Genomic DNA, 18,849 nt, shown 5'->3' with positions numbered 1-18,849 from the left:
TTATAGGGTTAAACACTGAATGCTGGTGCGAGCAGCGGCTTGCGGGTACAGCCTGGCGACGTTTGCCAGTAGAGGGAGCAGGCCATTTGAATCGCGGTAATACTCAAACTGATTCGGTAACAGAATTCTTTTACCCTGGTCGTCCAGCTCCCTGTATTTGAGCCAGTTATGGATATCGAACTGGCTGGCGCGAGAGAGCCATCCCCCTGAACCGACGACTTTGCGTACGGTGGTGAGATCGCGACCCATCTGTAAATCCACATTACCCACGCAGGTGCAAACCTGCTTTTTAGTGCCCGCGTGGCGCTCAGCGGCATAGCCCACGCATAAACCTGCCAGCAGGGTGTCGAAATATTTCTCTTCCTCGCTGAGTGGCAGGTAATCCGGTTGCCCAACCAGGTGGCGTAGATAGCGGTAAAACGCTGCCTCGCGCTGTGGCTGCTGGGCGAAGATGACTTTCACCATATCCTGCGTGCTTTCTCCCACCACAACGGCGGAAACGCGCATTCCAAGGTCGCCTTCAACGGTACGTTTGACGAACGGTTCAGGAACACCATGCAGGACGGTATCGGGGGAGAGGGTATTCGCGCTGGCCGAATAGACATCCGTGGTGGCTCCGCCCATATCAATCAGCATGAATTCCTTCCATGCGCTGTCGTAATCGCTAATGGCTTTGACTAACTCATATACCGTCCATGGCGTCGGCATAGGCTCTTCGCCTGTTTCGCCGACGATAACGTCCAGACCTTTGCCTTTGACGATGCGTGACAAGAACACATCGCAAATCGCCTGGCGCGCGGCAAACGGATTCGGGTGATCGAGGTCCGGCAGAATGTTGTCTACCGTGGTCAGATCCTTATGTCCCAGAATTGTTTGTATTTCGTCCTGAATGTCCCGGTTTCCGGCGTAGATAATGGCGCAATCAAGCTTTGAGCCTGCCAGCGCGTGCGCATTCGCCAGGCCGTAACTTTCTTCGCCACCGTCTGTCCCGCCGGTAAACAACAGAATGTCTGGCGGTGATGATTCCAGCTCCTGGATGTCATGACGGTTCAGCTTGTACGAATAATATTGCGCGATTTTCGCTCCTGCCGAATGGGCGGTAACTTTTGCCGACTCCAGCGTAATGGAAGGCACCAGCCCCATTGCTGCAACGGCGAGCCCACCTTTCGCTGAGGAGGAGTATTTCAACTGCACTTCACCACTTTTCAGTAACGGGCGAGCATCGGCAACATTCAGCACCTGATTCAGGCTGGCAAAAAAACCGTCTGCCAGATGATGTGTGGTGGTTGGGGTCAGGACATGGTTTACCAGGGTTAATTCCTCGCCTTCATGTGCGAAGAGGGCTGCCTTGGTCCATGTCGAGCCGATATCGACAGAAACTGTTTGCATCAGATGGCCTCTTCCAGGCAACGCTGTTCGAGGCCATTGTGTTGGTGAATATCATTAGTGATAAGCGCGCAAACATCTTCCAGATCGTGGCTGGGGGCGAAAACCCGGTTAAAGCCCATCTCTTTAAACTTCACTTCCACGTCGGCGAAGTCATGTTTACCGACGACCAGGTTGCCGCCGACGTACAGCAGAATGTCGCCAAGGCCGCGTTCGATGCAGCGCTCACGTAATCCGAGGCAGTCAATGTCGCCATGACCGTAGATAGAGGACACCACGATGGCATCGGCGCCTGTTTCAATCGCAGCATCAATATATTCATCCTGGCTCACCATCACCCCGAGGTTGATTACGTGAAAATCATGAGCAGTAAAAACGCGATCCAGAACTTTATTACCTACTGCATGGCAGTCAGCACCGATGACGCCAATAACAAGTGTAGATTTCTTCATGGGTAATCCTCTGTAGGGCTGATGGTCAATAAGTGAAATTATTTTCTAATATTTAGAACATGGATTGTGACAACCTCTTAATAGGGTTGGAGTTTCTGTGGAAGCGAAAAAGGAAGCAATTGATCTATTTTCAAAATATCCTGAGAAAAATGATTGTTATATTTGTTATCTATAAAATCCTTTCATAATCAATGTGATAGATTATCTTTTCTTAGCTGGTTTTAATTTATTAGAGAATTGGGTAATAAATGACTTGCCATGTTTGTGATCGAAATCTTATTTTGTTATGCGCGCCGTTTATGACGTGTTTTAAATAATTTCAAAAATCCCAATTACTAATTAACTTGTGAACGACATAACGGTTTTTTATTTTTTAATCTTATATGTCACAATTCATTTTTGTTAAATTTAGGATAAAAATGATAAGGAAATGTTTGTGGCATATTTAATCTTTGCCACATAAGAGAAGAGGGGGTGTTAATGATAACTTTCAGTGATGACTTAAGCGAAACGTCAGCGTTCTCTCGCAGAACGACAAACGCAATGCATCGGTCATTGTGGAACGTTTTCGCTTCCAGTTGAGATAGTTACATCTCGGTGTTAATTATAAGTAAAATTTAAATGAATAATTTGTATGAAATAACAAATCCATGACTTGCTAAACAAAAAACTGTGAGCTACCCAGCATTAGTGATTCTTTATCTTCTATCAATTAAGTCATCCGGGCTGGTTAAAAGATCGTGTACATTTAAATAAATATCCTATCATTTGTAGTAACGGCAATTACTCATTGAAAAACATGTTGTTAACATCGTGTTTACTAGTAGCGTGAGTGCTAAACACTATTAACATTAAATTTGAAAATTGATTTAAATCAATGTTTAAAACTTGGAAAACAGCATCAAAAGAGGGTAAATTGCTTCAGATCAAATTGGTCTGAAAGTGGTAAATTAGCTATAAATTGATCACTATCGAAAAATGCAAATTTGTCTCGATAAAAACCTGTTTATTGTAAGGATTTTACGGCGTAATATAATTGCGGGATCAATTTGAGTGTTTTATTAACATGTTTGTAACCTTTCATCATTGTCCTTTCTTCAAATGAGAGGAAAGGGTAGCGGCGTAAGGAAGCAGATAAATTTGTATTGGGGCATGCGTGTGACCCTTTCTAACGGGGTTCACTCTCGGAGTCTTCATGCGATGAGCAAGGAGTCATGATGTTAGATATAGTCGAACTGTCGCGCTTACAGTTTGCCTTGACCGCGATGTACCACTTCCTGTTTGTGCCACTGACGCTCGGTATGGCGTTCTTGTTGGCCATCATGGAAACGGTCTACGTCCTTTCCGGCAAACAGATTTATAAAGATATGACCAAGTTCTGGGGCAAGTTGTTTGGTATCAACTTCGCTCTGGGTGTGGCTACCGGTCTGACCATGGAGTTCCAGTTCGGGACTAACTGGTCTTACTACTCCCACTATGTAGGGGATATTTTCGGTGCGCCGCTGGCGATCGAAGGTTTGATGGCCTTCTTCCTCGAATCCACCTTTGTAGGTCTGTTCTTCTTCGGCTGGGACCGTTTGGGTAAAGTCCAGCATATGTGTGTCACCTGGCTGGTGGCTCTGGGTTCTAACCTGTCCGCGTTGTGGATTCTGGTTGCGAACGGCTGGATGCAGAACCCAATCGCAGCGGATTTCAACTTCGAAACCATGCGTATGGAGATGCTGAGCTTCTCTGAACTGGTGCTCAACCCGGTAGCACAGGTGAAATTTGTTCACACTGTGGCATCTGGTTATGTATGTGGCGCGATGTTCGTTCTGGGTATCAGCTCCTACTATATGCTGCGCGGTCGTGACTTCGCGTTTGCTAAACGTTCTTTTGCTATCGCTGCCAGCTTTGGTATGGCTGCTATTCTGTCTGTTATCGTTCTGGGTGATGAATCTGGTTACGAAATGGGCGACGTGCAGAAAACCAAACTCGCTGCGATTGAAGCAGAATGGGAAACTCAGCCTGCACCGGCTTCCTTCACGCTGTTCGGTATTCCGGACCAGGATGCGCAGGAAAACCATTTTGCGATTCAAATTCCTTATGCGCTGGGCATCATTGCCACCCGCTCTGTTGATACACCGGTCATTGGTCTGAAAGATCTGATGGTGCAACACGAAGAGCGTATCCGTAACGGGATGAAAGCGTATCAGTTGCTGGAAGAACTGCGTGCTGGTACTACCGACCAGGCCGTTCGTGACCAGTTCAACAGCATGAAGAAAGACCTGGGTTATGGTCTGCTGTTGAAACGCTATACGGACAAAGTTACCGACGCGACCGAAGCGCAAATTCAGCAGGCAACGAAAGATTCTATTCCTCGCGTTGCGCCGCTGTACTTCGCTTTCCGTATCATGGTGGCATGCGGCATTCTGATGCTGGCAATTATCGCGGTGTCCTTCTGGACTGTGCTTCGTAACCGTATCGGTGAGAAAAAATGGCTGCTGCGCACCGCGCTGTATGCGATTCCTCTGCCGTGGATTGCTATTGAATCCGGTTGGTTTGTTGCAGAGTACGGTCGTCAACCGTGGGCGATTGGTGAAGTGTTACCAACAGCCGTAGCGAACTCTTCGCTGACTGCTGGCGACCTCATCTTCTCGATGCTGTTGATTTGCGGCCTGTATACCCTGTTCCTGGTGGCTGAACTGTATCTGATGTTCAAGTTCGCACGCCTTGGGCCGAGTAGCCTGAAAACCGGTCGTTATCACTACGAGCAGTCCACTGTGACTTCTCAGCCGGCACGCTAAGACAGGAGTCGTCAAATGATCGATTATGAAGTATTGCGTTTTATCTGGTGGCTGCTGGTTGGCATTCTGCTGATTGGTTTTGCGGTCACTGATGGCTTCGACATGGGGGTGGGCATGCTCACCCGTTTCCTCGGTCGTAATGATACCGAGCGTCGAATTATGATTAACTCCATTGCCCCGCACTGGGACGGTAACCAGGTTTGGCTCATCACCGCGGGTGGCGCACTGTTCGCTGCCTGGCCGATGGTGTATGCCGCTGCGTTCTCCGGTTTCTATGTGGCGATGATTCTGGTTCTGGCGTCCTTGTTCTTCCGTCCGGTCGGTTTTGACTACCGCTCTAAGATTGAAGATATGCGCTGGCGCAACATGTGGGACTGGGGCATCTTCATTGGTAGCTTCGTGCCACCGCTGGTGATTGGCGTGGCGTTCGGTAACCTGCTGCAAGGGGTTCCGTTCCACGTAGATGACTACATGCGTTTGTACTACACCGGTAACTTCTTCCAGTTGCTGAATCCGTTTGGTCTGCTGGCAGGTGTCGTGAGCGTTGGGATGATCATCACCCAGGGTGCGACCTATCTGCAGATGCGTACGGTAGGTGAACTGCATCTGCGTGCTCGTGCAACTTCACAGGTTGCGGCGCTGGTGACTCTGGTCTGCTTCGCGCTGGCCGGTGTGTGGGTGATTTATGGTATTGACGGTTATGTTGTGACCTCAGCACTGGATCATCATGCTGCCTCTAACCCGCTGACCAAAGAAGTGGCTCGTGTGGCTGGCGCATGGATGGTGAACTTTAACAATGCACCTATCCTGTGGCTGGTTCCTGCACTGGGCGTGGTTCTGCCGCTGTTGACCATCCTGACTTCTCGTATGGAGAAAGGGGCATGGGCGTTTGTCTTCTCCTCACTGACGTTAGCCTGCATCATCCTGACTGCCGGTATCGCAATGTTCCCGTTTGTGATGCCATCCAGCACCATGATGAACGCAAGTTTGACCATGTGGGATGCCACCTCCAGCCAGCGTACATTGAATCTGATGACCTGGGTCGCGGCGGTGTTTGTACCGATCATTCTGCTGTACACCAGCTGGTGTTACTGGAAGATGTTCGGTCGCATCACTAAAGAAGATATTGAAAGTAACACCCACTCTCTGTACTAAGTAAGGAGCTTAAAATGTGGTATTTCGCATGGATTTTGGGAACGCTTCTTGCCTGTGCATTTGGGATAATCACAGCGCTGGCGCTTGAGCACGTTGAATCAGGCAAAGCCGGGCAAGAAGATAGCTAATGACCAACATTATCGCGATGGTATACAACGCGATGGACAAGCGCCCCTTGCGGGCGCTTTCATTTGTGCTGGCAATCGTGTTGGCTGGCTGCATATTCTGGGATCCGTCTCGTTTCGCGGCCAAAACCAGTGAGCTTGAAATCTGGCATGGTTTCCTGCTGATGTGGGCGGTCTGCGCAGGCATTATTCACGGCGTTGGCTTCCGTCCTCGCGCCGTACATTGGCAGGGCATCTTCTGCCCGCTGATCGCGGATATTGTCCTCGTTGTTGGTCTGATTTTCTTCTTCTTTTGAATAAGAAACATCCTTAAATATTTATGGGCTTGCATAAGCCCATAATTTTTTACTCTCCGTTTACTTTCCCCCATTCCAAAGCACCATTCCCGCGCGTATAGTAGCGAAGTTTGAAAGCACTAACCTGAGGTTGTGCCCTGTGGTTGTGTGCGGTGGCGACGCTGTACCATCAGGACGTTATCAAGGCGGAGTGCGCTGGACATAGTAGAACTATGTCCAAGTGCGACAACACAGAGAACATCCTGATGGAACGCGTCCCGAAGGGCTGAGAATCTTTTTGCACAGTACTGCGTTACTTGCGTCTTGTTTGGAATTACCAAACTTCGCCACTCGCGCCTTGTTCTGTGCAAAAATTTTCGTCAGCGCCATCCGCGAACAACCACAGGACACAACCTAATTGCATTACCGGGATGTACAGTGAAGACAGCGCGATATACAACGACATTCTTGATGCATCGCGGCGGCAAGAACGCGAATCACCAGACGCTTACGAAGGTAAGTAACTGGTGCGAGTGGGCGAAGCCAACAAAGAGGCAGTAGGAATGAATAAGTATATGTTTCGATGGCCGGTTCGTGTCTATTATGAAGATACCGATGCCGGTGGGGTGGTTTACCACGCTAGTTACGTCGCTTTTTATGAAAGAGCACGCACAGAAATGCTTCGTCATCATCACTTCAGTCAGCAGGTCCTGTTGGCCGAACGTGTCGCCTTTGTGGTGCGCAAGATGACCCTCGAGTATTTTGCGCCTGCCCGGCTCGACGATATGCTCGAAGTTCAAACCGAAATTACGTCAATGCGTGGCACCTCATTGGTTTTCACGCAACGCATTGTCAACGCAGAGAACACCGTGCTGAATGAGGCCGAAGTTCTGATTGTTTGCGTTGATCCACTCAAAATGAAGCCTCGTGCGCTTCCCAAGTCTATTGTCGCGGAGTTTAAGCAGTGACTGACATGAATATCCTTGATTTGTTCCTGAAGGCAAGCCTTCTGGTTAAACTTATCATGTTGATTTTGATTGGTTTCTCAATCGCATCCTGGGCCATCATCATCCAACGGACCCGTATTCTTAATGCTGCTTCACGTGAAGCCGAAGCATTTGAAGACAAGTTCTGGTCCGGCATTGAATTGTCGCGCCTGTACCAGGAAAGCCAGGGGCGTCGTGATAATTTGGCGGGCTCGGAACAAATTTTCTATAGCGGATTCAAGGAATTTGCGCGTTTGCATCGGGCAAATAGCCATGCGCCGGAAGCGGTCGTAGAGGGGGCTTCCCGTGCGATGCGTATCTCGATGAACCGTGAGCTGGAAACGCTGGAAACGCATATTCCATTCCTCGGCACCGTTGGCTCCATCAGCCCGTATATCGGTCTGTTCGGTACCGTTTGGGGGATCATGCACGCATTTATCGCGCTGGGCGCGGTAAAACAGGCGACGCTGCAAATGGTCGCACCGGGTATCGCAGAAGCGTTGATTGCAACGGCTATCGGTCTGTTTGCGGCAATCCCGGCGGTTATGGCCTACAACCGTCTGAACCAGCGCGTGAACAAACTGGAACTGAATTACGACAACTTTATGGAAGAGTTCACCGCGATTCTGCACCGCCAGGCGTTTACCGTTAGCGAGAGCAACAAGGGGTAAGCCATGGCCAGAACGCGTGGACGAGGTCGTCGCGAACTCAAGTCCGAAATCAATATTGTACCGCTGCTCGACGTACTGCTGGTGCTGTTGCTGATCTTTATGGCAACCGCACCGATCATTACGCAGAGTGTGGAAGTCGACCTGCCGGATGCGACCGAGTCGCAAGCCGTCAGCAGTAACGACGAACCCCCGGTCATTATTGAAGTTTCCGGTATTGGGCAATACAGCGTGGTGGTTGAGAAAGATCGTATGGATCAACTACCACCGGAGCAGGTTATTGCGGAAGCGAAAAGCCGCCTGCAGACCAATCCGAAAACGGTCTTTTTAATCGGTGGTGCGAAAGACGTGCCTTATGATGAAATAATTAAAGCGCTGAACTTGTTACACAGTGCAGGCGTAAAATCGGTTGGCTTGATGACGCAGCCAATCTGATGACTGCGTTTTGCTGGCTTGAAAGATAGCACGTAACAGGCGAACAGTTTTTTGGGAACCGAGAGTGTCAAAGGCAACCGAACAAAACGACAAGCTCAAAAGGGCGATAATTATTTCAGCGGTGCTGCATGTCATTTTATTTGCAGCGCTGATCTGGAGTTCGTTCGATGAGCACATTGATGCTTCAGCCGGCGGCGGTGGCGGTTCGTCCATCGACGCCGTTATGGTCGATCCTGGCGCCGTTGTGCAACAGTACGACAGGCAGCAGCAACAGCAGGCAAGTGCGAAACGTGCTGAAGAGCAGCGTGAAAAACAGGCGCAGCAGCAAGCTGAAGAACTTCGCGAGAAGCAGGCAGCTGAGCAAGAGCGACTGAAGCAGCTGGAAAAAGAACGTTTAGCCGCGCAGGAAAAAGTGCGCGAACAGGCGGAACAGCAGAAGCAAGCTGAAGCCGCCGCAGCGAAAGCGCAAGAGCAACAGAAACAGGCTGAAGAGGCTGCGGCGAAGGCTGCTGCAGACGCGAAGGCTAAAGCTGATGCTCAGGCTAAGCAAGCGGCAGATGCCGCGAAGAAAGCCGCTGCGGACGCACAGAAAAAAGCTGAGGCTGAAGCCGCTAAAGCCGCCGCTGATGCGAAGAAAGCTGCAGAAGCACAAGCTGCTAAGGCAGCTGCGGACGCTGCGAAGAAAGCACAGGCTGAGGCCGCTAAGCAAGCAGCAGCCGAGAAAGCTGCTGCTGAGAAAGCAGAAAAAGCCGCTGCCGCGAAAGCTGCCGCTGCTGAAAAAGCGGCGGCTGATAAGAAAGCCGCTGCAGAAAAAGCAGCAGCAGACAAAAAAGCTGCAGCTGAGAAAGCCGCTGCCGATAAGAAAGCTGCGGCAGATAAAGCAGCTGCTGCTAAAAAGTCTGCGGCCGAAAAAGCCGCTGCAGCCTCTGGCGTTGACGACTTGTTGGGTGACCTGAGCTCCGGTAAGAATGCACCGAAATCGGGCGGTGGAGCGAAAGGAAACGGCCAACCGGCGAAAGATAGTGGTACAAGTGGTGCCAATGGCGGTGCATCTGGCGCTGATATCAGTGCTTACGCATCTCAAATTCGCAATGCGATCCAGAGCCGTCTGTATGGTGCAGATTTGTATGCAGGTAAATCTTGCGTATTACATATCAAGTTAGCACCCGATGGTCTGTTACTGGATGTGACCGAAGAGGGCGGGGATCCGGCATTGTGTCAGGCTGCGCTGACGGCTGCGAAAACCGCCAGAATTCCTAAACCGCCTAGCCAGGCAGTTTATGAAAAAGTAAAAGATGCCAAACTGGACTTCAAACTGTAATAACGACCCCTGAGAAATCAGGGGAAACGGTCTAAGGTTGAGACAGAGTTCTGGTAGTTTTGTGTATTTGAGTTTGTTAACATTCTGCTAAATTATCGTGGGCTTTCCGTCCAGATAAGGGAGATATGATGAAGCAGGCATTACGAGTAGCATTTGGTTTTCTGATGCTGTGGGCAGCGGTGCTGCACGCAGAAGTACGTATCGAGATCACCCAGGGGGTGGACTCGGCGCGCCCGATTGGTGTTGTCCCCTTCCAGTGGGCAGGACCGGGTGCTGCACCTGAAGATATCGGTGGTATCGTAGGTGCTGACCTGCGTAACAGCGGTAAATTTAACCCGTTAGACCGTTCTCGTCTGCCTCAGCAGCCCGGTACCGCGCAGGAAGTTCAACCTGCCGCGTGGTCTGCGCTGGGCATTGATGCCGTAGTCGTCGGCCAGGTTACGCCGAACCCGGATGGTTCTTACAGCGTTGCCTATCAGCTGGTTGACACCGGTGGCGCACCGGGTACCGTACTGGCACAGAACACCTATAAAGTGAATAAGCAGTGGCTGCGTTACGCGGGCCATACTGCAAGTGACGAAGTGTTTGAAAAACTGACCGGCATTAAAGGTGCATTCCGTACCCGTATCGCTTATGTTGTTCAGACCAACGGTGGTCAGTTCCCGTACGAATTACGTGTGTCCGACTACGATGGTTACAACCAGTTCGTGGTACACCGTTCTCCGCAGCCGCTGATGTCTCCGGCGTGGTCCCCGGACGGTTCAAAACTGGCGTACGTTACCTTCGAAAGCGGTCGTTCTGCACTGGTTATTCAGACACTGTCTAACGGCGCGGTTCGTCAGGTAGCCTCGTTCCCACGTCACAACGGTGCGCCTGCGTTTTCTCCGGATGGCAGCAAACTGGCGTTTGCCCTGTCTAAAACCGGTAGCCTGAACCTGTATGTCATGGACATTGGTTCCGGTCAGATCCGTCAGGTGACGGATGGTCGTAGCAACAACACGGAACCTACCTGGTTCCCGGACAGCCAAAACCTGGCCTTTACGTCTGACCAGGCCGGTCGTCCGCAGGTATATAAAGTTAACGTCAACGGCGGTGCTCCGCAGCGCATTACCTGGGAAGGTTCGCAAAACCAGGATGCGGATGTGAGCAGCGACGGTAAATTTATGGTAATGGTAAGCTCGGCCAACGGTCAGCAACACATTGCCAAACAAGATCTGGTAGCGGGTGGCGTACAAGTTCTGTCGTCAACGTTCCTGGACGAAACGCCAAGTCTGGCACCTAACGGCACTATGGTAATCTACAGCTCTTCTCAGGGGATGGGATCCGTGCTGAATTTGGTTTCTACAGATGGGCGTTTCAAAGCGCGTCTTCCGGCAACTGATGGACAGGTTAAATTCCCTGCCTGGTCGCCGTATCTGTGATAATAAATAATTGATTAATAAAGGAATCATTGAAATGCAACTGAACAAAGTGCTGAAAGGGCTGATGATTGCTCTGCCTGTTATGGCTATTGCAGCGTGTTCTTCTAACAAGAACGCCAGCAATGACGGCAGCGAAGGCATGCTGGGTGCCGGCACTGGTATGGATGCAAACGGCAGCGGCAACATGTCTTCTGAAGAGCAAGCGCGTCTTCAGATGCAACAGCTGCAGCAGAACAACATCGTTTACTTCGATCTGGACAAGTACGATATCCGTTCTGACTTCGCTGCAATGCTGGATGCTCACGCTAACTTCCTGCGTAGCAACCCGTCTTACAAAGTCACCGTAGAAGGTCATGCGGACGAACGTGGTACTCCTGAGTACAACATCTCCCTGGGTGAGCGTCGTGCGAACGCCGTTAAGATGTACCTGCAGGGTAAAGGCGTTTCTGCTGACCAGATCTCCATCGTTTCTTACGGTAAAGAAAAACCTGCAGTACTGGGTCATGACGAAGCGGCTTACGCCAAAAACCGTCGCGCCGTACTGGTTTACTAAGAGAATTGCATGAGCAGTAACTTCAGACATCATCTGTTGAGTCTGTCGTTACTGGTTGGCATAGCGGCCCCCTGGGCCGCTTTTGCACAGGCGCCAATCAGTAGTGTCGGCTCTGGCTCGGTCGAAGACCGTGTCACTCAACTCGAGCGTATTTCTAACGCTCACAGTCAGCTTTTAACCCAACTCCAGCAACAACTCTCCGATAATCAGTCCGATATTGATTCCCTGCGCGGTCAAATTCAGGAAAATCAGTATCAACTGAATCAGGTTGTTGAACGCCAGAAGCAGATATTGCTGCAGATGAATAATCTTGGCAGCGGTAGTGCACCTGCGGCTCAATCTGCGGGCGGCGATCAGAGTGGGGCAGCAGCAACCCCTGCACCTGATGCGGGCGCAGCGGCAGCGTCAGGTGCTCCGGTACAAACTGGCGATGCGAATACCGATTACAATGCGGCCATTGCTCTGGTGCAGGATAAATCCCGCCAGGATGACGCGATTGAAGCATTTCAGAACTTCATTAAAAAGTACCCAGACTCAACTTACCTGCCAAATGCGAATTACTGGCTGGGTCAGTTGAATTACAACAAGGGGAAAAAAGATGATGCAGCGTTCTATTTTGCTTCAGTAGTCAAAAACTTCCCGAAATCACCAAAGGCTGCAGACGCGATGTATAAAGTCGGCGTCATCATGCAGGACAAAGGTGATAAAGAGAAAGCGAAAGCCGTTTTTCAGCAGGTTATCACTAAATACCCTGGCACTGATGGCGCGAAACAAGCGCAAAAACGCCTTGGCGCGATGTAATGAACACCATGCGACCAGAAATCGTGTTAATTCTGGTCGCGTCGTGTGATTCCTAAGCAGTTGAGTTATTTACATCGAAATTTTTGTTGCGCTAAAATCTGAAATCAGTAATATATGCCGCCGTTGCCAAGGGATATCAAACAGCCCGAAAGCGGCAAAAAAAGTGGGTCGTTAGCTCAGTTGGTAGAGCAGTTGACTTTTAATCAATTGGTCGCAGGTTCGAATCCTGCACGACCCACCACTAACTTAGTTAGTAAGTAGTATCCAGCGCAGTATCGGGTGATTAGCTCAGCTGGGAGAGCACCTCCCTTACAAGGAGGGGGTCGGCGGTTCGATCCCGTCATCACCCACCACTCGGGGCGTTAGCTCAGTTGGTAGAGCAGTTGACTTTTAATCAATTGGTCGCAGGTTCGAATCCTGCACGCCCCACCAATTTATTGGTGGCACCGAGTCAAAATTTTCAGGTTATATCCGAGCGGGTCGTTAGCTCAGTTGGTAGAGCAGTTGACTTTTAATCAATTGGTCGCAGGTTCGAATCCTGCACGACCCACCATCCTGAAAGTATTAAGAAGTAAACCCCATAAGGGGGCGTTAGCTCAGTTGGTAGAGCAGTTGACTTTTAATCAATTGGTCGCAGGTTCGAATCCTGCACGCCCCACCAGTGTAAAAAGGCGCCCTAAAGGCGCCTTTTTGCTATCTGCGATTTATAAGATTCGAAGCTGCTTGCCTGATGCGCTTCGCTTATCAGTCCTACAGACGACACTATTCACGTAGGCCGGATAAGACGTCAGTCGCCTTCCGGCATTCCTCACACGCAATTATTGTGACTTTCTTACGTCAATCCGCTATCTTGTTTAGCATATAAAACAAATCTAACCGAATACGGCGTGCGTCACGCTTTTAATCGGTTATTTCGTTAAGCCAGTAAAACGAGAAAGCAAGGTGAGCGTGATGTTTGATCCAGAAGCAGCAATTTATCCGTTTCCGCCGAAGCCAGCCCCGCTGAGTGTGGATGAAAAGCAATTTTATCGTGAAAAAATCAAGCGCCTGCTGAAAGAGCGTGATGCCGTTATGGTCGCGCACTATTACACCGATCCTGAAATTCAGCAGTTGGCCGAAGAGACCGGTGGTTGTATTTCTGATTCTCTGGAGATGGCGCGTTTCGGCTCAAAACATTCTGCCTCTACGCTGTTAGTTGCAGGCGTGAGGTTTATGGGGGAAACCGCCAAAATCCTCAGCCCGGAAAAGACCATCCTGATGCCGACCCTACAGGCGGAATGCTCATTAGATCTGGGTTGTCCGATTGATGCGTTCAGCGCGTTTTGCGATGCGCACCCCGATCGTACCGTGGTGGTTTACGCCAATACCTCAGCCGCCGTTAAAGCACGTGCGGACTGGGTCGTCACATCCAGTATCGCGGTAGAACTTATTGAGCATCTTGATAGTTTAGGTGAAAAAATCATCTGGGCTCCGGACAGACATCTGGGCAACTACGTCAAAAAACAGACCGGTGCAGACGTTCTTTGTTGGCAGGGGGCCTGTATCGTCCACGACGAATTTAAAACTCAGGCTTTAACACGTATGAAGGGGCTTTACCCTGATGCCGCGGTGTTGGTGCACCCGGAGTCCCCTCAGTCTATCGTTGATATGGCCGATGCGGTTGGCTCAACCAGCCAGTTAATCAACGCAGCTAAATCGTTACCGCATCAACAGCTGATTGTGGCAACTGACCGGGGCATATTTTACAAAATGCAGCAGGCCGTTCCGGATAAAGAATTGCTTGAAGCGCCGACGGCTGGTGAGGGGGCAACCTGCCGCAGCTGTGCGCATTGTCCGTGGATGGCGATGAACGGCCTTAAGGCGATTGCTGAGGGCCTGGAACAAGGCGGAGCGGCTCATGAGATACATGTTGATGCTGCGCTGCGAGAAGGGGCGTTGTTGCCGTTAAACCGCATGTTGGAATTTGCGGCTACACTTCGAGCTTAATTAATTTTTTGGCTCTGGGGGAAAAGATGGACTTTTTTAGCACGCAGAACATTCTGGTACATATTCCGATTGGCGCTGGCGGTTACGATCTGTCGTGGATCGAAGCTGTGGGGACGATCGCCGGGTTGCTGTGTATTGGCCTGGCAAGCCTTGAGAAAATCAGCAATTACTTCTTCGGCCTGATAAACGTCACGCTGTTTGCGATTATCTTCTTTCAGATCCAGCTCTATGCAAGCCTGTTGCTGCAAGTTTTCTTCTTTGCCGCCAACATCTACGGCTGGTATGCCTGGTCCAGGCAAACCAACCAGCATGAAGCGGAACTGAAAATTCGCTGGTTGCCGTTACCAAAAGCGATCGGCTGGCTGGCGGCTTGCGTGGTGGCGATCGGCCTGATGTCGGTCTATATCGATCCGGTCTTTGCGTTCCTGACCCGCATTGCGGTGAACATTATGCAGGCATTAGGATTGCAGGTTGTTGTGCCTGAGTTGCAACCCGATGCATTCCCGTTCTGGGACTCCTGCATGATGGTGTTGTCGATTGCGGCAATGATCCTGATGACGCGTAAGTACGTTGAAAACTGGCTGCTGTGGGTGATCATTAACGTAATAAGCGTAGTGATTTTCGCCCTGCAAGGCGTATATGCCATGTCGCTGGAATATGTGATCCTGACGGTTATCGCACTGAACGGTAGCAGGATGTGGATTAACAGCGCGCGCGAGCGGGGTTCCCACGCGCTGTCCCATTAATGGTGATGGTGTGAATGGCCGGATACCCCCTGATACAGGTGGCAGTCCGGCCCATTACACGGCTGATACTCCATCTGGATCGTGGCGTGTTCAATCTGGTAGTGATGGATAAGGAAATGCTGAATACGCTCCAGCAGCGCGTCGTGATCGTGCGGCGGGACCACCTGCACATGCAGCGTCATTACCGGTTTTTCACCCACCATCCAGACATGGACATGGTGCACATTGCGGACTTCGGGGATATCCCGGCTGAGATGGCGCTGTAGTGCGGCGATATCCAGCGTCAGCGGGGCGCCTTCCAGTAATTCATTAACGCTATCCTTTAACAGTCGCCAGGCGCTACGCAGTACCAGCACGGAAACCAGAATCGAGAGAATCGGGTCCGCAGGCGTCCAGCCCGTCCAGATAATAATCAGCGCAGCGATGATCGCCCCGACCGAGCCGAGTAAATCGCCCATCACATGTAGTGCCGCGGCGCGGACGTTCAGGTTTTTCTCCTCACTGCCGCGGTGTAGAACCCAAAAAGCCAGCACGTTAGCCAGTAAACCCGCGACAGCTATAACCATCATCATGCCGCCAGCCACGGGGCGGGGCGTATGGAAGCGCTCAATGGCTTCCCAAACGATTAAAATGGTGATCACGACCAATGCGATGGCATTAACAAACGCGGCCAGTGTCGTGAGCCTCAGCCAGCCGAAGGTGTGTCGTATTGTGGGCGGGCGATGGGAAAACCGGACGGCCAACAGCGCAAAAAGGAGCGCTGCGGCATCAGTGAGCATATGCCCGGCATCGGCCAACAAGGCCAGTGAACCTGAAAGTATTCCACCCACCACTTCAACCAACATAAATCCGGCTGTAATGCAGAATGCAAACATCAAGCGGCGGGCATTATTGTCCTTGGGTTGCTCAGAAGAAGTATGAGTATGCGAGTGCGCCATTATGCCATCCCTTTGTTATTCTCATCTTTACTGTATGCCATGATACCGTTTTTGGGATGATAAAATTAAAAAGGAGAGCTATTGCTCTCCCATTATTAGCTTTATTTCCAGCGTTACTGCGTAGTGCCATCAGTTTTTGTCTCAGCATCATTGTTAATGCCGTTTCCGGTCTCAACTTTCTTATTCACATCAGGGCAGCGACCGTCCTTACACATGGTGTTTTTGTGCATCTCGTCTTTGGTCATCCCTTCATGGTTCATTGATGAACCGTTCGGGTGCAGCATTGTGCCACCCGAATTCACGTTACTGTTGTCGACATTATTTGGTGCCACGTTTTCGCGTGCGTCTGGGGCGACCTGACCGGCATCCGCCGAGGAATTTGCCTGGCCGTTATTGGACTGTGTATTGGTTTCAGCAGCCAGCGCCGCGCCGCTGGCGAGGCTGAGTGTAGCGGTAAGAAAGAGTGAAGCCAGCTTTGTCATATGCATAATATGCTCCTGTTATGGTCGATATGTCGGATAACGTCTTCCAACAGTGCATGTGCCAGTTACATCATCAATATGTGGTTAATAGTTTTGCCAGAGAAATTAAACCCAGCATAGAATCTTGAAATTTATGAAAATTAAAGCTGTTACAGTTATAAATTGTAGGTTGGATCTCGTTTTTCGCTACTTTATTGCGTTTTTTTGGCCAATTCCAGGATTAATCCGTCCAAAGTGTAAAACCCCGTTTACACTTTATGACTGAAGATATAGATTGGAGGGATTGCATTCATTTATATAAGTATGGCAACGCTGGAATAATCATGAATTATCAGAACGACGATTTACGCATTAAAGAGATCAACGAGTTATTACCGCCAGTCGCATTGTTGGAAAAATTCCCCGCTACTGAAAATGCCGCAAACACGGTGGCTCATGCCCGCAAGGCGATTCATAAAATCCTGAAAGGGAGTGACGATCGCCTGCTGGTAGTGATTGGGCCTTGCTCTATTCATGATCCGGCAGCCGCCAAAGAGTATGCCGCTCGCCTGCTGGCACTGCGTGAAGAGTTAAAAGGCGAGCTTGAAATCGTTATGCGCGTCTATTTTGAAAAACCGCGAACTACCGTCGGCTGGAAAGGGCTTATCAACGATCCGCACATGGACAACAGCTTCCAGATCAACGATGGGCTGCGCATTGCGCGTAAACTGCTGCTGGATATCAATGACAGCGGATTGCCTGCTGCGGGGGAATTCCTCGATATGATTACGCCGCAATACCTCGCCGACCTGATGAGCTGGGGCGCGATTGGGGCACGTACCACAGAATCTCAGGTGCACCGCGAATTGGCGTCTGGTCTGTCCTGCCCAGTTGGCTTTAAAAACGGTACTGATGGCACGATAAAAGTAGCGATTGATGCGATTAACGCCGCAGGAGCGCCGCACTGCTTCCTGTCTGTGACCAAATGGGGTCATTCGGCGATCGTAAATACCAGTGGTAATGGCGATTGCCATATTATTTTGCGCGGCGGCAAAGAGCCGAACTACAGCGCTCAGCACGTTGCCGACGTGAAAGAAGGTCTGATCAAAGCAGGGCTTTCAGCGCAGGTGATGATCGACTTTAGCCATGCCAACTCCAGCAAGCAGTTCAAAAAGCAGATGGATGTCGCGAAAGATGTTTGCGGACAAGTTGCTGGGGGCGAAAAAGCAATTATTGGCGTGATGATCGAAAGCCATCTGGTAGAAGGCAATCAAAACCCGGATAGCGGTGAGCCGCTGACCTACGGTAAGAGCATCACCGACGCCTGCATTGGCTGGGAAGATACCGATGCAGTATTGCGCCAGCTGGCGGATGCTGTAAAAGCGCGCCGCGGTTAAAAAATTCATCCGGGCTACGCTCGGTAGGCCGGATAAGGCAACGCCGTCATCCGGCAATAAAAAAGCGTGGAGCATTCCACGCTTTTCTCGTTTGATCCGGGATGAAAATTACTTCGCTTTACCCTGGTTCGCAACGGCTGCCGCTTTTGCTGCGATCTCGTCAGCATTACCCAGATAGTAATGTTTGATTGGTTTGAAGTTTTCGTCGAACTCATATACCAGCGGTACGCCGGTCGGGATGTTCAGTTCAAGGATCTCATCTTCGCCCATGTTATCCAGGTATTTAACCAGCGCACGCAGAGAGTTACCGTGAGCGGCGATAATTACGCGCTCACCGCTTTTCATGCGCGGCAGAATGGTTTCGTTCCAGTAGGGGATAACGCGATCGATGGTCAGCGCCAGGCTTTCGGTAACCGGTAACTCTTTGTCGGTCAATTTCGCATAACGCGGATCGTGACCCGGATAACGCTCGTCATCTTTGGTCAGTTCCGGTGGTGTTACCGCAAAGCCGCGACGCCATTGTTTAACCTGCTCGTCACCGTATTTTTCAGCGGTTTCAGCTTTGTTCAGACCCTGCAGCGCGCCGTAATGACGTTCGTTCAGTTTCCAGGATTTTTCAACCGGCAGCCAGGCCTGATCCAGTTCGTCCAGTACGTTCCACAGGGTGTGGATGGCACGTTTCAGCACAGAAGTATAAGCAAAATCGAAGCTGTAGCCTTCTTCTTTCAGCAGTTTACCTGCCGCTTTTGCTTCGCCCACGCCTTTCTCTGACAGATCAACGTCATACCAACCGGTAAAACGGTTTTCGTTGTTCCACTGACTTTCACCGTGACGTACCAGAACCAGCTTAGTTACAGCCATACACTCACTCCTATAAATCATATTGAATGATAATAATTCTCATTATATTGCCGTAAAGCGTCAGCGGCAATGCTTACGCATAACCATAGCGAAAAT

Annotated in this window: 19 protein-coding genes and 5 tRNA genes; 19 read left to right on the top strand and 5 right to left on the bottom strand. The window is 50.4% G+C overall.

The window, feature by feature from the left end; translation table 11 throughout:
• Complete coding sequence (gene glmL / locus OGX96_RS22230) at positions 1 to 1,389, bottom strand: methylaspartate mutase accessory protein GlmL (RefSeq protein WP_234096006.1); 1,389 nt, start codon at positions 1,387 to 1,389, stop codon at positions 1 to 3.
• Positions 1,389 to 1,838, bottom strand: coding sequence for a methylaspartate mutase subunit S (gene glmS, locus OGX96_RS22225; protein ID WP_003022963.1), 450 nt, complete (start codon positions 1,836 to 1,838; stop codon positions 1,389 to 1,391). Before glmS ends, glmL begins: the two co-directional genes overlap by 1 nt.
• Positions 1,839 to 3,055: 1,217 nt before the next feature.
• On the opposite strand from glmS, the gene cydA reads away from it, so the two are divergent.
• The 18 genes from cydA to pnuC all read left to right on the top strand — a co-directional run bounded on the left by cydA (position 3,056) and on the right by pnuC (position 15,096).
• On the top strand, positions 3,056 to 4,624 hold the full coding sequence (cydA, locus tag OGX96_RS22220; protein WP_008784156.1) for a cytochrome ubiquinol oxidase subunit I: 1,569 nt from the start codon (positions 3,056 to 3,058) through the stop codon (positions 4,622 to 4,624).
• Between the two features lie 15 nt (positions 4,625 to 4,639).
• Complete coding sequence (gene cydB / locus OGX96_RS22215) at positions 4,640 to 5,779, top strand: cytochrome d ubiquinol oxidase subunit II (RefSeq protein ID WP_003831431.1); 1,140 nt, start codon at positions 4,640 to 4,642, stop codon at positions 5,777 to 5,779.
• Positions 5,780 to 5,793: 14 nt separating this feature from the next.
• Complete coding sequence (gene cydX, locus OGX96_RS22210; protein ID WP_003022970.1) at positions 5,794 to 5,907, top strand: cytochrome bd-I oxidase subunit CydX; 114 nt, start codon at positions 5,794 to 5,796, stop codon at positions 5,905 to 5,907.
• On the top strand, positions 5,907 to 6,200 hold the full coding sequence (gene ybgE, locus OGX96_RS22205) for a cyd operon protein YbgE (RefSeq protein WP_003831434.1): 294 nt from the start codon (positions 5,907 to 5,909) through the stop codon (positions 6,198 to 6,200). Before cydX ends, ybgE begins: the two co-directional genes overlap by 1 nt.
• Positions 6,201 to 6,742: 542 nt before the next feature.
• Positions 6,743 to 7,147 (top strand): tol-pal system-associated acyl-CoA thioesterase, encoded by a 405-nt coding sequence (gene ybgC, locus OGX96_RS22200; protein WP_003831439.1) that lies wholly within the window; start codon positions 6,743 to 6,745, stop codon positions 7,145 to 7,147.
• The gene (gene tolQ / locus OGX96_RS22195) at positions 7,144 to 7,836 is read left to right on the top strand and encodes a Tol-Pal system protein TolQ (protein WP_003022976.1); all 693 of its coding nucleotides are present in this window, start codon (positions 7,144 to 7,146) and stop codon (positions 7,834 to 7,836) included. The genes ybgC and tolQ overlap by 4 nt, the downstream gene beginning before the upstream one ends.
• 3 nt (positions 7,837 to 7,839) lie before the next feature.
• A complete protein-coding gene (tolR, locus tag OGX96_RS22190) occupies positions 7,840 to 8,268 on the top strand; it encodes a colicin uptake protein TolR (protein WP_003022978.1) in 429 nt (142 codons plus the stop codon).
• A gap of 64 nt (positions 8,269 to 8,332) precedes the next feature.
• On the top strand, positions 8,333 to 9,589 hold the full coding sequence (gene tolA / locus OGX96_RS22185) for a cell envelope integrity protein TolA (protein ID WP_286584210.1): 1,257 nt from the start codon (positions 8,333 to 8,335) through the stop codon (positions 9,587 to 9,589).
• Positions 9,590 to 9,717: 128 nt separating this feature from the next.
• Positions 9,718 to 11,010 carry a Tol-Pal system beta propeller repeat protein TolB gene (gene tolB, locus OGX96_RS22180; RefSeq protein ID WP_003022981.1) on the top strand — a complete coding sequence of 431 codons (1,293 nt, stop codon included), beginning with the start codon at positions 9,718 to 9,720 and terminating at the stop codon, positions 11,008 to 11,010.
• Between the two features lie 34 nt (positions 11,011 to 11,044).
• Positions 11,045 to 11,563: a peptidoglycan-associated lipoprotein Pal gene (gene pal, locus OGX96_RS22175; protein ID WP_003022983.1), complete on the top strand. Its 519-nt coding sequence runs from the start codon at positions 11,045 to 11,047 to the stop codon at positions 11,561 to 11,563.
• Between the two features lie 9 nt (positions 11,564 to 11,572).
• Positions 11,573 to 12,364 carry a cell division protein CpoB gene (gene cpoB, locus OGX96_RS22170; protein WP_071445707.1) on the top strand — a complete coding sequence of 264 codons (792 nt, stop codon included), beginning with the start codon at positions 11,573 to 11,575 and terminating at the stop codon, positions 12,362 to 12,364.
• A 165-nt stretch (positions 12,365 to 12,529) separates the two neighbouring features.
• Positions 12,530 to 12,605 (top strand) — tRNA-Lys (locus tag OGX96_RS22165).
• A gap of 36 nt (positions 12,606 to 12,641) precedes the next feature.
• Positions 12,642 to 12,717 (top strand) — tRNA-Val (locus tag OGX96_RS22160).
• A 3-nt stretch (positions 12,718 to 12,720) separates the two neighbouring features.
• Positions 12,721 to 12,796 (top strand) — tRNA-Lys (locus OGX96_RS22155).
• A gap of 45 nt (positions 12,797 to 12,841) precedes the next feature.
• Positions 12,842 to 12,917 (top strand) — tRNA-Lys (locus tag OGX96_RS22150).
• A 32-nt stretch (positions 12,918 to 12,949) separates the two neighbouring features.
• Positions 12,950 to 13,025: transfer RNA gene (locus OGX96_RS22145), tRNA-Lys, on the top strand.
• 281 nt (positions 13,026 to 13,306) lie between these two features.
• On the top strand, positions 13,307 to 14,350 hold the full coding sequence (gene nadA, locus OGX96_RS22140) for a quinolinate synthase NadA (RefSeq protein WP_198801908.1): 1,044 nt from the start codon (positions 13,307 to 13,309) through the stop codon (positions 14,348 to 14,350).
• Between the two features lie 26 nt (positions 14,351 to 14,376).
• A complete protein-coding gene (gene pnuC, locus OGX96_RS22135; protein WP_003831446.1) occupies positions 14,377 to 15,096 on the top strand; it encodes a nicotinamide riboside transporter PnuC in 720 nt (239 codons plus the stop codon).
• Here pnuC and zitB read toward each other — a convergent pair.
• Both zitB and OGX96_RS22125 read right to left on the bottom strand, forming a co-directional pair.
• Positions 15,093 to 16,034: a CDF family zinc transporter ZitB gene (gene zitB / locus OGX96_RS22130; protein WP_032942740.1), complete on the bottom strand. Its 942-nt coding sequence runs from the start codon at positions 16,032 to 16,034 to the stop codon at positions 15,093 to 15,095. The genes pnuC and zitB overlap by 4 nt on opposite strands.
• Before the next feature lie 113 nt (positions 16,035 to 16,147).
• A complete protein-coding gene (locus tag OGX96_RS22125; RefSeq protein WP_003022994.1) occupies positions 16,148 to 16,522 on the bottom strand; it encodes a YbgS-like family protein in 375 nt (124 codons plus the stop codon).
• A 317-nt stretch (positions 16,523 to 16,839) separates the two neighbouring features.
• On the opposite strand from OGX96_RS22125, the gene aroG reads away from it, so the two are divergent.
• Entirely contained in the window at positions 16,840 to 17,892 is a 1,053-nt protein-coding gene (aroG, locus tag OGX96_RS22120) for a 3-deoxy-7-phosphoheptulonate synthase AroG (RefSeq protein ID WP_003831449.1), read from the top strand.
• Between the two features lie 108 nt (positions 17,893 to 18,000).
• On the opposite strand, the gene gpmA is transcribed toward aroG, so the two are convergent.
• Positions 18,001 to 18,753 (bottom strand): 2,3-diphosphoglycerate-dependent phosphoglycerate mutase, encoded by a 753-nt coding sequence (gpmA, locus tag OGX96_RS22115; RefSeq protein ID WP_003022999.1) that lies wholly within the window; start codon positions 18,751 to 18,753, stop codon positions 18,001 to 18,003.
• Positions 18,754 to 18,849 lie beyond the last annotated feature (96 nt).

Origin of the sequence: Citrobacter sp. Cpo100 (assembly GCF_030332595.1) — a bacterium.
GTDB classification, from domain to species: domain Bacteria; phylum Pseudomonadota; class Gammaproteobacteria; order Enterobacterales; family Enterobacteriaceae; genus Citrobacter; species Citrobacter portucalensis.
This window is presented reverse-complemented; position numbering and strand designations above follow the sequence as displayed.